This window comes from Streptomyces sp. NPDC051315, assembly GCF_044455165.1.
In the GTDB taxonomy this organism is placed as follows: domain Bacteria; phylum Actinomycetota; class Actinomycetes; order Streptomycetales; family Streptomycetaceae; genus Streptomyces.
This window is the reverse complement of sequence record NZ_JBITEN010000015.1, coordinates 23,692-35,656: the sequence shown is the minus strand read 5'-3', so window position 1 is coordinate 35,656 and position 11,965 is coordinate 23,692. Positions and strand designations below refer to the sequence as shown.

The window sequence follows — 11,965 nt, the reverse complement described above, 5'->3', positions numbered from 1 at the left end:
GGCCCGCGGGCCGGCTCACGGACTGAGCCGCTCCACCCGCCAGCTGCCGTCCGCCCGCGCCACGTACCGCAGCCGGTCGTGCAACCGGTTCTCCCGCCCCTGCCAGAACTCCACCGACTGCGGCGCCACCCGGAAACCGCCCCAGTGCGGCGGCACCGGCACCTGCTCGCCCTCCGGGTAGCGGGCCGCGAGCTCGGCGTAGGAGGCGTCGAGGTCGGCGCGGGTGGTGATGACCGACGACTGGGCGCTGGCCCACGCGCCGAGCTGCGAGCCGTGCGGCCGGGTACGGAAGTACGCGGCCGTCTCGTCCCGGCCCGTACGCCGGGCCACCCCCTGCACGATGACCTGCCGGGCCATCGGATGCCACGGGAAGAGCAGCGAGACGTACGGGTTCTCCGCCAGGTCGCGGGCCTTGCGGGAGTCGTAGTTGGTGTAGAAGACGAAGCCCTGCTCGTCGAAGTGCTTCAGCAGCACCGTGCGGGAGCTGGGCCGCCCCTCGGCGTCCGCCGTGGCGACCACCATGGCGTTCGGCTCGAACAGGTGGGCCTCCGCCGCGGCCTGCTTGAACCAGCGCGCGAACTGCTCCACGGGCGTCGCGGCCAGGTCGGACTCGGCGAGGCCCTCGGCCCGGTACTGCTTGCGCATCGAGGCGGGATCGGGGGAGACGGCGTCTGCGGCGTTCACGCGGTCATCTTGCCGTATGGAAGGCCGCCCACCGGAAGACCACCCCACCAAAGGTGGCACTGAGTGCCGCGAGGGCTCCCCAAAGGTGGCACTCGGGGATATGGTGCTGATGCCATCCCGGTTGGGTGACCGCCGGCCGCGCGGGGCATCAACGGGGTGACCGCCCAGGACCGCGAGTCCCCGCAGGGACCGTGGATCCACCGGCGCCATCGGACGCACCATCTGTCGCACACATCTCGAGGAGCCGCCTGATGTCCGACTTCGTACCCGGGCTCGAAGGAGTCGTCGCGTTCGAGACGGAGATCGCCGAACCCGACAAGGAGGGCGGCGCACTCCGGTACCGGGGCGTCGACATCGAGGACCTCGTCGGCCACGTCTCCTTCGGCAACGTGTGGGGCCTGCTCGTCGACGGCGCCTTCAACCCCGGCCTGCCGCCCGCCGAGCCGTTCCCCATCCCCGTCCACTCCGGCGACATCCGCGTCGACGTCCAGTCCGCCCTCGCCATGCTCGCCCCCGTCTGGGGCCTGAAACCCCTCCTCGACATCGACGCCGAGCAGGCCCGTGAGGACCTCGCGCGCGCCGCCGTCATGGCCCTGTCCTACGTCGCCCAGTCCGCCCGCGGCCAGGGCCGCCCCATGGTCCCGCAGCGCGAGATCGACAAGGCCCAGTCCGTCGTCGAGCGCTTCATGATCCGCTGGCGTGGCGAGCCCGACCCCAAGCACGTCGCCGCCGTCGACGCCTACTGGACCTCCGCCGCCGAACACGGCATGAACGCGTCCACCTTCACCGCCCGTGTCATCGCCTCCACCGGCGCGGACGTCGCCGCGGCCCTCTCCGGCGCCGTGGGAGCCATGTCCGGCCCCCTGCACGGCGGCGCCCCGTCCCGCGTCCTCGGCATGATCGAGGAGATCGAGCGGACCGGGGACGCCGAGGCGTACGTCAGGCAGGCCCTCGACCGGGGCGAACGCCTGATGGGCTTCGGCCACCGCGTCTACCGCGCCGAGGACCCCCGCGCGCGCGTGCTGCGCCGCACCGCCCGCGAGCTGGGCGCCCCCCGCTTCGAGATCGCGGAGGCCCTGGAGAAGGCGGCCCTCGCCGAGCTCCACGCCCGCCGCCCCGACCGCGTCCTGGCGACGAACGTCGAGTTCTGGGCGGCCATCGTCCTGGACTTCGCCGAGGTCCCGGCGCACATGTTCACCTCGATGTTCACCTGCGCCCGCACGGCCGGCTGGTCGGCGCACATCCTGGAACAGAAGCGCACCGGCCGCCTGGTCCGCCCCTCCGCCCGCTACATCGGCCCCGGCCCCCGCGACCCCCGGGAGATCGAGGGTTACGGGGACATCGCGCACTGACGCGAGCCGCGGGGCGTCACGCGGGGCTGAGCAGCTCCGCGTGATGCCGCTCCGCCACCAGCGGGTGCGCCCGCAGCTTGCCCTTCAGCTCGTTGAACCCGTACTCGGCGAAGAGCGGGTTCGCCGGATCGTCGGTCACACCGGGCGCTGTGGAGGCGTGCGGGAAGGGCAGCGGCTCGATCCGCGCGTCCAGCCGCGGGTTGTAGAAGAACGGCACGGAGAACCGCTCGACGGCGCTGGGCGGCGACACGACGCGGTGGTTGGTGGCGACGAGATACCCGTCGGTCGCCACCTCCAGCAGTTCCCCGAGATTGACGACGAAGGCGCCGGGGACGGGCGGCACGTCGTGGAACAGCCCGTCCTCCCGCTGCACCTGCAGCCCGCCCACCGCGTCCTGCAGCAGCAGGGTCAGGAACCCGTAGTCCTTGTGGGCCCCCACCCCCTGGCCGGCGCCGTCCCCGGCGCTGCCCGGATACCGCACCAGCTTCAGATGCGGATGCGCCCGCTCGCCGAAGACCGGGTCGTAGAAGTCGGCCGGCGCGCCGATCGAGGCGAGCAGCTCGTGCAGCAGCTTCTCGGCGACACCGCTGAGCCGTTCGATCCACCGCAGGGCGGCCACCCGCAGCTCGGGCAGACCGCCGGGCCACTGGTTGGGCCCCTCCAGCCACCAGTACGCGGGCTCCCCGGGCCCCGGGATCCGCGCCGGCCGTTCCGCCCCGATGTCGAGCTGGTCCCGCCAGTCCCGCCGCCCCCCGGTCCGCTCGTCGCCGGTGCGGGTGTACCCCCTGAAGTGCGGCGAGTTCACGTTGTCGATCGCGAGCCGCTCGGCCTCCGGAAGGGCGAAGAAGCGGCGCATGGCGGTGAGCAGCGCGTGGGTCTCCTCGTCGCTCACGCCGTGCCCCACGAGCTGGAAGAACCCCACGTCGTGCGCGGCACTGTGCAACTGCGCGTGCAACAGCGCCCGCGCCCGGGGCCCGCGGTCGGCGGCGGAGAGGTCGATGATCGGCAACTGCTGGTACGACGGCTTCGCAGACGTCTGGGTCACGTTCGTCATGGGTGCATCCGCAGGGTGTACGGGTCCCGCGCGAACGCCGTGGGTGGGGCGGCGCACGGGTGCCGGATGGGCGGGAGGAGGAGAAGCGAGGCGACCCGAAGGGCCGCGACAGGAAGGCCGGACAGCTCAGACGAAGCGTCGACAGCCCATGCTCGTGACGCGGACGTAGTCCACGTGGCGGCGTCGAACGAGCGAAAGCATGCGGACAGCGTACTGCTTGCCGAAAGATCCGTACGTGGCGCGGATCACCCACCGGAGAATCTCCGAACGGGCGGAATCTCGGAGCGCGCGGAATCTCCGAATGCGCGGAAGCACCGAAGACGCAGACGACCCGCGAGTCTGGTCCTCCGTGAGGAGGGGCCGGCCGGACGTACCGGCGACTCGCGGGTCGGGTGACTGCGTTGGATTGGCCGGCTGCGTGCGTCTCGCGCACGCTGGTCCGGCACCGCACTGCGTGTGGTGGCGGGTGCTAGCCCGCAGCCACCTCCGACGTCCGGTGTGCATACATGCTCCGAACCACCTCCTCTCTTCGGTACCTCCACCCTAAGAACCGGGCCATCCTCGCTCAACCATTTTTTTCGAGACGCCGACGTCGGCGACTCCGCCCGGATGCCCTGGCCGTACCCGGCACCCTCGACGACCTGGCGGAACTCGTCCGTGCCCAGGGTGGGGACTCTGTCACGCCGGGCTGACCGTGAGCCCCGTGATCGTGGCCAGCAGGGCGTCCACCAGCGGGCTTTCCTCCCCCGTCCGCCGGGCCACCGCCACGGTCGTGCGGGCTGTGGACGGGTCCACGGGACGGAAGACGACGCCCTCCAGCCGGACGCGGCGGATGCCCGCGGGTGCGAGGGAGACGCCGAGGCCCGCCTCGACCAGGGCGCAGACCGTCACCCACTCGACGGCTTCCTGGGCGACGTGCGGAGTGAAGCCGGCCGAGGCGCACAGGGTGGTGATGCGGTCGTGGAGGCCGGGGCCGGCCTCGCGCGGGAGGAGGACGAAGGGGGCGTGCGCGAGGGCGGAGAGGGGGACCGTGGGCTTCGCGGCCAGCGGGTGGGTGGTCGGGAGGACCGCGACGAAGGGCTCGGTCAGGAGCGTCGTGAAGGAGAGGTCGGGGTCCTGGGGCGGGGGCTCGCGCAGGAGCCCGACGTCGACGGTCCCCTCGCGCAGCGCGGTGAGTTGGGGGGCGGTCGTCATCTCGCGGAGGTCCAGGTGGACGCCGGGGAAGCGGGCGCGGTGGGCGCGCAGGAGGCCGGGCAGGACGGTGGGGGCGAGGGACGCGGCGAAGGCGACGCGCAGTCGGCCGGTGCGGCCGTCCCCGGCGGCGCGGGCCGCGGCCAGGCCGTTGGCGAGGCCGGTGAGGGCGCGGCGGGCGGCGGGCAGGAGCGCGTGGCCGGCGGGGGTGAGGGCGACGGCGCCCGGGGCCCGGGTGAACAGGGGGTGGCCGACCTTCTCCTCCAGGCGCCGGATCTGCTGGCTCAGCGGCGGCTGGGCGATGCCGAGCCGGCCGGCGGCCCGGCCGAAGTGGAGTTCCTCGGCGAGGACGACGAACGCGTGCAGTTGGGGGAGCGGAAGTTCCGGGCGTTCCATATCCGCAGAGATATCAGAGCTGTCGCGATCGCGTATTGGACGTATCGCCCCTGCTCACCTAGCGTCCCGGCCATGACCGAGCGACGCGCCATTCTCAGTGGCTCCCCCTTCGAGGAGCAGATCGGATACGCCCGGGCCGTCGTCGACGGTGACTGGGTGCACGTGTCGGGGACGACCGGCTACGACTACGCGACGATGACGATCTCGGACGACGTGGCCGAACAGGCCGAGCAGTGTCTGCGCAACGTCGGCGCCGCGCTGGCCGAGGCGGGCTGCGGCTTCGCCGACGTCGTACGGGTGCGGTACCTGCTGCCCGAACGGGCCGACTTCGAGCCCTGCTGGCCGGTGCTGCGCCGCTGTTTCGGGGAGGTGCGGCCGGCCGCGACGATGATGGTGTGCGGGCTCGCCGATCCCCGCATGAGGATCGAGATCGAGGTGTACGCGCGGCGACCCGCGCGAGGCACGCGGTCCCGTTGACGCGCGCGCGTGGGGGGCACGCTTCCCTGGCGCCGTGACGGATCTTCGGATGGATCCCGTGGCCGGTGAGGCCATGCTCGAGCAGTGGCGGTACGTCCACCACGCGATCGTGCCGCCGGCCGCGATGTCCCTCGACGAGGTACGCGCGCGTGCGGCGCGCTACCGCCTGGAGAACGCCTGCGCCGGTGATGTCCACGTCGGCTGCTCCACGGTGCGGCCGCCGGCGGGCGAGGAGGCGGTGGCGACGGTCGTCGCGCGCGTGCTGCCGGCCCACCGGCGCCGCGGCTACGGCACCGCCCTGTACGACCGGGGGCTCGCGCACGCGCGCGTGCCGGGCGCCCGGGGGATCGACACGTGCGTGCCGGCCGTCAACGAGGACGGCCTGCGGTTCGCGGCCGCGCGTGGTTTCGTGGGGACCGAGCGGTACGTGCTGGACGGCGGGGGCGATGTCTGGGTCGACCTGCGGCCGGCCGCCACGCCCCCCGCGGCCGGCCGAGCGCAGCGAGCCCCGTAACGCGCCCGGTCCGCGGTACAACGATTCCTCTGCAATCTTGCGGGAACCATATGTGGGCTGCGTCACGTTCCAGTTGAATGAGGGCACGTGAGCGAACCTGCAGGGGGTCCAGGTGAGTGCTTCCCGGCGTAGTGGGACCACCGACGAACTGGGTCCGGACGAGCCCGAGCGGGCCGGTCCGGTGGGCCCGGACGGCTCGGACCTGCTCGCCGCGCTGCTCGACGGCATGGACGCGGCCCTGTGCGCCTTCGACGGCGACGGCGTCGTCACCCACTGGAACCGGGAGGCCGAGCGCATCCTCGGCTGGACCGCCGAGGACGCCGTGGGACGGCGCGGCTTCGCCGGGTGGGCGGTGCGCGAGGCGGACGCCGAGGAGGTCGAGGGCCGCCTGATGGCCGCCATGCACGCGCCCGGCCGGCAGGTGCACGAGTTCGCCCTGGTGACCAAGGACGGCGGCCGCGTGCTGGTGCGCACCCAGTCCGCCGCCGTGCGCGGCCCGGACGGCAAGCCCGCCGGCCTGTACTGCGCCTTCAGCGAGGTGCACGCGCAGATCGACCTGGAGCGTTCCATCGCGCTCAGCGAGGCCCTCTTCGAGGACGCCTCCTGGGGTGTCGTCCTCGTCGACGCCGACCTGCGCCCCGCCGTGGTCAACGCGCACGCCGCCCGCGCGCTGGGCACCGGCCGTACGGCCGTGCTGGGCCGCCCGCTGGGCGAGCTGCTCACCCGGGGCGTCGAGGACCTGGAGAACGCCCTGACGCACGTCCTCGCCGAGGGCGCTCCGCCCGCGCCCGCCGAGATGTGGGTGGGGGTGCGCACTGCGGAGGGCGAGAAGCGGCGCTGCTGGCGCAGCGGGTTCCTGCGGCTGGCCTCGCCGCTGGCCGAGGAGCCGGTGCCGCTCGGGGTCGGGTGGCTCTTCCAGGACGTCACCGAGGCCAAGCAGGGCGAGCAGGAGGCCGCGCTGCTGCGCTTCCGCGCCAACCAGCTGCACCGTGCCTCCCGCGCGGCCGCCGAGTGCGAGGACCCGGCCGAGGCGGCCACCGTGTATCTCGACTTCGCGCTCGCCGGCTTCGCCGACCACGCCGTGATCGACCGTGTGGCGGGCGCCCCGGCGGCCGACGGCGAGTCCGACGCGCCGCCGCGGCTGGTACGGGTCGCGGCCACGCCCTCGGGCGGTCCCGGCCCCAGCGCGCTGACCGGCCACGCGGGGCTGCCCGTGTGGTACGCCGAGGGGCATCCGGCGCTGCAGTGCGTGGCCCGCGCCGGTTCCGTGCGCGCCTCGACGGGCACCGCGGCGCCGGACCAGGCGCGTGAGTGGGCCCGCGCGCGTCAGTGGCCCGAGGACACCGTGCACGCCCTGTGCGCCGTCCTGCGGAGCCGGGGCCGCACCCTCGGCGTCGTGACGTTCCTGCGCGGCGCGGCCCGCACCGCGTTCGAACGGTCCGACGCGACGTACGCCGAGGACGTCGCGGTACGCATAGCGGCGGCCCTGGACCTGGCGGGGCCGCCCGGAGGCGGCCAGGGCGTCTGAGACGGGCGGCGGGACGAGGAGGAGTGCTTCAGCGCCGGTAGAAGATCCGGTCCCCGTACTCCTCCATGATCCGGCCGTTCCACTCGGACCCGCCGTCCACGTTGCCGGAGCGCAGCAGCGGGGGCTCGATGCCGCGGTCGGCGAGGGAGGCGGCGGCGGTGGCCATGACGGCCTGGAGCAGGGCCGTGGTGACGACCGTGGAGGCGGGCGCGAAGGGCACCGGGACGGTGTCGAGGGTCAGCTCGGCGTCCCCGACGGCGATCTTGGAGTCCAGGACGAGGTCGCAGTGGTCCTTCAGGAAGGTCCCCGAGGAGTGCCGGGACGTCGTCTGCGTGGCGTAGGCCACCGATGTCACGCCGATGACCTTCACGCCCAGGGCCCGGGCGTTCAGGGCCATCTCCACGGGCAGGGCGTTGCGGCCCGACAGGGAGATGATCACGAGGGCGTCGCCCGCGCGGACCGGGGAGGTGGCCAGGACGGCGCCCGCCAGGCCGTCGACGCGCTCCAGCGCGGAGCCGAGGGTGGCGGGTACGACGTCGACGCCGACGACGCCGGGGACGGGGAGCAGGTTCATCAGGGCCAGGCCGCCGGCCCGGTAGACGACGTCCTGCGCGGCCAGTGAGGAGTGGCCGGCGCCGAAGGCGAAGAGGCGGCCGCCGGAGGCCACGGTGTCGGCGAGCAGGGTGCCCGCGGCCTCGATGGCCCCGGCCTCCTCGTCGCGGACCCGGTGCAGCAGGCCGATCGCGGCGTCGAAGAACTGGGCGGCGGGCGTGCGGTCACTCATCCGAAAGGCCCCTTTGCCGTGTCCGGTGTCCGTGTCGCGGATCACGGTGCGGTCTGGACCAGCGCCCTGTCAATACGGCGCGGTACGGTCGGTCGGCGGCGCCCCCGAAGGGCCGCCGACGCCGGTGCCGCCCCTGACGTGACCGCCTCCTTCCCACGGCGCGGCACGGTTGTCAGTGGTATCCGGCAGAATTGAAGCCAGGGCCAGCGCACGCGCCGGAGAGCCGTCGAGCCTTCGGCACATCTCATCAAGGGGCACGTATGTCCGGACTGATCGACACCACGGAGATGTATCTCCGCACCATCCTCGAGCTGGAGGAGGAAGGTGTGGTCCCCATGCGCGCCCGGATCGCCGAGCGGCTCGACCAGAGCGGGCCGACGGTCAGCCAGACGGTGGCGCGCATGGAGCGTGACGGCCTGGTCTCCGTGGCCAGCGACCGCCACCTGGAGCTCACGGACGAGGGCCGTCGGCTGGCCACGCGCGTGATGCGCAAGCACCGCCTCGCCGAGTGTCTCCTGGTCGACGTGATCGGCCTGGAGTGGGAGCAGGTGCACGCGGAGGCGTGTCGCTGGGAGCACGTGATGAGCGAGGCCGTCGAGCGACGCGTCCTCGAGCTGCTGCGCCACCCCACCGAGTCGCCGTACGGCAACCCGATCCCGGGCCTGGAGGAGCTGGGCGAGAAGGACGGGGCCGACCCGTTCCTGGACGAGGGCATGGTCTCGCTCGCCGACCTCGACCCGGGCCTTGAGGGCAAGACGGTCGTCGTCCGCCGGATCGGCGAGCCGATCCAGACGGACGCGCAGCTGATGTACACGCTGCGTCGGGCGGGTGTGCAGCCCGGTTCGGTGGTGAGCGTGACGGAGTCGGCCGGCGGGGTGCTGGTGGGCAGCGGCGGTGAGGCGGCCGAGCTGGCGTCGGACGTCGCCTCCCACGTGTTCGTCGCCAAGCGCTGAGGGCCGGGCCGAGCCTCGGCGCTGAGCCGAGGGCCGGGCTGAACGGTGGGTCGAACACCGGTCGAACGCCGGACCGAGTGCTGAGCATTGTTCAATTCCTGGGGCGCCAGGGGTGGTTGGGGCGACCGTCGATGTCGTCGGATCGGGGATTCCCTGCGCCGAATCGCAGCGCTCCGGCGCCGCGCGTGCCAGTCTGTCGCGTGAGGCATATGACCTGAGGGGGCGGGATGGTCTGCCGCGGACAAAGGGAGGGCCCCGGTGCCGTGGGGCACCGGGGCCTGTCCTCCCCTGTACCGACCCGGAGCCCCGAGCTCTCAGGGTCAGTTCCCTCGGACCGTTTTCCCCGAGCGGTCCGCCTCCCGTTGAAGATCTCCCCTCGGTGGTGGCGATCATTCCTTGCGGGTGGTCACTCGTACGAGGGGTGTTGGCCGCAGACGCAGGCATTCTCGAATGTGCATTCGATAGCCTGCGGGTGACGGACCCTCGCGAGTGACGGACCGTGCGTGTGACGGACGGCGCGGGGCGTGCGATGAACGAAGGCAGTGGGCAGCACAGCGGTACGACGGCAGACACGACGCGTGACCGGACCGGCCGGCTCGAGCGGGAGCGACGGGTCCGAGCGGAGGTAGGGGGGTGCCAGGACCTATGGCGCGACGCATCGACGTGAGGGGGGCGGCCGGGGTGCGCCTGGCGGCCTGGGAGTTCGGCGACCCGCCCAAGGGCGACCCGTCGGACTACGGGTCGGAAGCCACGATTCCGGCCCAGTCGGCCTCGGACGGGGCGACACCGGCCGGGCCCGCCGCCCCCGCCCCGACCACCGGCGTCCTGTTACTGCACGGCCTGATGGGCCGGGCCTCGCACTGGGCGTCCACCGCCCGCTGGCTCTCCGAACGGCACCGCGCGGTCGCCCTCGACCAGCGCGGCCACGGCCAGAGTGAGAAGCCCTCCCAGGCCTCCTTCACCCGCGAGGCGTACGTCGAGGACGCCGAGGCCGCCCTCGAGCAGCTCGGCCTCGCCCCCGCCGTCCTCATCGGCCACGCCATGGGCGCCCTGACCGCCTGGCAGCTCGCCGCCAAGCGCCCCGACCTGGTCTCCGGCGTGATCATCTGCGACATGCGGGCCTCCGCGCTCGGCGTGGCCTCGCAGCGCGAGTGGGCCGACTGGTTCGCGTCCTGGCCCGTCCCCTTCGCCACACTCGCCGACGTCCGCAAGTGGTTCGGCGAGGACGACCCCTGGGTGGAGCGGCCGAACCCGGCTCGCGGCGAGTTCTACGCCGAGGTGATGCACGAGTCCGCCGACGGCTGGCGTCCCGTCTTCGACCCCGAGCAGATGCTGAAGTCCCGCGAGACCTGGGTCTACGACGCCCACTGGGAGGAGCTCGCCCAGGTCCGGTGCCCCACCCTGGTCGTCCGCGGCCTCGACGGCGAGCTGGGCCGCGCGGAGGCGCAGGAGATGGTCCGTGTGCTGCCCCGCGGGGAGTACGCGGAGGTCGCCGACGCGGGGCACCTCGTCCACTACGACCAGCCGGAGGCCTGGCGGGCGGCGATCGAGCCGTTCCTCGACGGGGTCCTCACCCCCTGAGGGCCGGTGTCGCCCGCCCTCACGGGGTGAGTCGACGGCCCGGGGCGACCGTGGGCGTCCCTGGTGGGACGGCGACGCGGGGCGGCGCCCTCGCGGCGGAGCCGCACCTGTCGGCGGCCGGCTCGGTGGACGTGCGGGGGGAAGACGACCGTCGCGCCGGACGCCGTGTACCGCTCCAGTACCCCCCGGATGGTCTGCGTGGAGACGGGATCGACGCCTTCGAACGGCTCGTCGGGGAAGAGGACTTCGGGATGGTGCAGCGGCGCCACCGTGAGCCCGGTCTTCTTGCGTACGCCGGTCGAGCAGTCGGCGACGAGCTTGTGCCGGGCGCCGGCCGGATCGAGGACGTCCAGCAGCTGCGTGGCCCGCTTGTCGACCTCGTCCCCGGCGAGCCCCCGCAACCGCCCGCTGCAATGGAGCAGTTCACGCCCCGACAGACGCTCGAACAGCCGCGGCCCCTCGGGCAGCCCCGTTGGGCCCGACGAGTCCGATGAACTTCCCCGCGGGCAGGTCCAGAACGATGCCGGCGACGGCGACCTGCTGCCCGAACCGCTTCCGGAGTCCACGCACACGTACGGCGGCTGTGCCCACGACTGCTTCGGAGGTCATGGCCGAACCCTCCGGCGGATCAGGCGCCCCGGAAGGGCGCGCGGCGTTGTCCGGCATGCGGCCCCGCCGCATGGGCGCGAGCAACCACGAACGACCCGCACTCGCCGCCGTACCGGAACCTGGCCGATCGGAAGGCGCCCCTAGCGATCCCTGCCGCACGCGTAGGCGAGCGGCGAGATCAACTCCTCCGCGTCCGGCAGCCACCGGTTCGCCGGTGTCGGCCGGCAGGCCCACTGCACGGCCCCCCGCGACCCGAACCGCGTGGGCGGCGCGGCCACGTACGCGCCCTCGCCCAGCGCGACGAGGTCCAGCGACCCCAGGGACCAGCCGAGCTTGCGGATCAGCTCCGGCAGCTTCACCGGCGCGCCCGGCAGGACGAAGAAGTGCATCCGGCGGTCCGGCGCCAACGTCACCGGTCCCAGCGTCAACTCCATCCGCTCCATCCGCGCCAGCGCCAGGAACCCCGCCGTCTCCGGCACGGAGATCGCGTCGAAGGTGCGCCCGGTCGGCAGCAGGATCGAGGCGGTCGGCTGCTTCTGCCACATCCGGCGCGCGACGGTCGCACTGCCCGTCGCCTGCGTCGCCCAGTCCGGCCGCGAGGGATGCGCCCCGGGCGCCGGACACGCCGCGTCACCGCAGGAGCACCGCTGCACCCCGTCGACGGCTTCCAGCCAGGTGCCGGGGAAGACGTCCCAGTGACGGTCCTCGGCGTAGCGAACAGCGGTGTCCAGCAGCGATTCCCCGCGCTGCTTCGGGATTTGGGTGGCTTCGGTGCCCGCGATGGTCTCTTCCACGATGAACACAACTCTGGGCGTCACCAGGGGTTACGCCCGCCCGTGTGC

At 73.3% G+C, this 11,965-nt stretch carries 11 protein-coding genes and 1 pseudogene; 6 read left to right on the top strand and 6 right to left on the bottom strand.

The genetic code is table 11. The annotated features are described in order from the left end of the window. Window positions 1–15 precede the first annotated feature (15 nt). On the bottom strand, window positions 16–684 hold the full coding sequence (gene pdxH / locus ACIBBD_RS26500; RefSeq protein WP_399422051.1) for a pyridoxamine 5'-phosphate oxidase: 669 nt from the start codon (window positions 682–684) through the stop codon (window positions 16–18). A 251-nt stretch (window positions 685–935) separates the two neighbouring features. On the opposite strand from pdxH, the gene ACIBBD_RS26495 reads away from it, so the two are divergent. Continuing rightward, a complete protein-coding gene (locus ACIBBD_RS26495) occupies window positions 936–2,036 on the top strand; it encodes a citrate synthase 2 (protein WP_399422050.1) in 1,101 nt (366 codons plus the stop codon). Window positions 2,037–2,052: 16 nt separating this feature from the next. On the opposite strand, the gene ACIBBD_RS26490 is transcribed toward ACIBBD_RS26495, so the two are convergent. Both ACIBBD_RS26490 and ACIBBD_RS26485 read right to left on the bottom strand, forming a co-directional pair. Further along, window positions 2,053–3,090 (bottom strand): isopenicillin N synthase family dioxygenase, encoded by a 1,038-nt coding sequence (locus ACIBBD_RS26490; RefSeq protein ID WP_399422049.1) that lies wholly within the window; start codon window positions 3,088–3,090, stop codon window positions 2,053–2,055. 678 nt (window positions 3,091–3,768) lie between these two features. Continuing rightward, entirely contained in the window at window positions 3,769–4,677 is a 909-nt protein-coding gene (locus ACIBBD_RS26485; protein WP_399422048.1) for a LysR family transcriptional regulator, read from the bottom strand. Between the two features lie 72 nt (window positions 4,678–4,749). Between ACIBBD_RS26485 and ACIBBD_RS26480 the strand changes: the two genes are divergently transcribed. The 3 genes from ACIBBD_RS26480 (at window position 4,750) to ACIBBD_RS26470 (ending at window position 7,196) form a co-directional block, all read left to right on the top strand. After that, window positions 4,750–5,154: a RidA family protein gene (locus ACIBBD_RS26480; protein WP_399422047.1), complete on the top strand. Its 405-nt coding sequence runs from the start codon at window positions 4,750–4,752 to the stop codon at window positions 5,152–5,154. Window positions 5,155–5,188: 34 nt separating this feature from the next. After that, window positions 5,189–5,668, top strand: coding sequence for a GNAT family N-acetyltransferase (locus ACIBBD_RS26475; RefSeq protein ID WP_399422046.1), 480 nt, complete (start codon window positions 5,189–5,191; stop codon window positions 5,666–5,668). Between the two features lie 112 nt (window positions 5,669–5,780). Then, window positions 5,781–7,196 carry a PAS domain-containing protein gene (locus ACIBBD_RS26470; protein WP_399422045.1) on the top strand — a complete coding sequence of 472 codons (1,416 nt, stop codon included), beginning with the start codon at window positions 5,781–5,783 and terminating at the stop codon, window positions 7,194–7,196. A gap of 28 nt (window positions 7,197–7,224) precedes the next feature. Here the strand turns inward: ACIBBD_RS26470 and ACIBBD_RS26465 are convergent, their stop codons facing one another. Further along, window positions 7,225–7,980, bottom strand: a complete 756-nt coding sequence (locus ACIBBD_RS26465) for an SIS domain-containing protein (protein ID WP_399422043.1) — start codon at window positions 7,978–7,980, stop codon at window positions 7,225–7,227. Between the two features lie 260 nt (window positions 7,981–8,240). Here ACIBBD_RS26465 and ACIBBD_RS26460 point away from each other — a divergent pair, with 260 nt between their 5' ends. Next, window positions 8,241–8,933, top strand: a complete 693-nt coding sequence (locus ACIBBD_RS26460; RefSeq protein WP_391234190.1) for an iron dependent repressor, metal binding and dimerization domain protein — start codon at window positions 8,241–8,243, stop codon at window positions 8,931–8,933. A 645-nt stretch (window positions 8,934–9,578) separates the two neighbouring features. Continuing rightward, the gene (locus ACIBBD_RS26455) at window positions 9,579–10,514 is read left to right on the top strand and encodes an alpha/beta fold hydrolase (RefSeq protein WP_399422042.1); all 936 of its coding nucleotides are present in this window, start codon (window positions 9,579–9,581) and stop codon (window positions 10,512–10,514) included. A 128-nt stretch (window positions 10,515–10,642) separates the two neighbouring features. Here ACIBBD_RS26455 and ACIBBD_RS26450 read toward each other — a convergent pair. Continuing rightward, window positions 10,643–11,123: pseudogene (locus tag ACIBBD_RS26450) on the bottom strand (ABC transporter ATP-binding protein); the annotation flags it as partial. 140 nt (window positions 11,124–11,263) lie between these two features. Beyond that, complete coding sequence (locus ACIBBD_RS26445) at window positions 11,264–11,926, bottom strand: bifunctional DNA primase/polymerase (protein WP_399422041.1); 663 nt, start codon at window positions 11,924–11,926, stop codon at window positions 11,264–11,266. Between the last annotated feature and the right edge of the window lie 39 nt (window positions 11,927–11,965).

Coding starts and splice junctions, on each gene's coding strand:
- ACIBBD_RS26495 (WP_399422050.1), top strand. CDS start 936: ATGTCCGACTTCGTACCCGGGCTCGAAGGAGTCGTCGCGTTCGAGACG.
- ACIBBD_RS26490 (WP_399422049.1), bottom strand. CDS start 3,090: ATGACGAACGTGACCCAGACGTCTGCGAAGCCGTCGTACCAGCAGTTG.
- ACIBBD_RS26485 (WP_399422048.1), bottom strand. CDS start 4,677: ATGGAACGCCCGGAACTTCCGCTCCCCCAACTGCACGCGTTCGTCGTC.
- ACIBBD_RS26480 (WP_399422047.1), top strand. CDS start 4,750: ATGACCGAGCGACGCGCCATTCTCAGTGGCTCCCCCTTCGAGGAGCAG.
- ACIBBD_RS26465 (WP_399422043.1), bottom strand. CDS start 7,980: ATGAGTGACCGCACGCCCGCCGCCCAGTTCTTCGACGCCGCGATCGGC.
- ACIBBD_RS26460 (WP_391234190.1), top strand. CDS start 8,241: ATGTCCGGACTGATCGACACCACGGAGATGTATCTCCGCACCATCCTC.
- ACIBBD_RS26455 (WP_399422042.1), top strand. CDS start 9,579: ATGGCGCGACGCATCGACGTGAGGGGGGCGGCCGGGGTGCGCCTGGCG.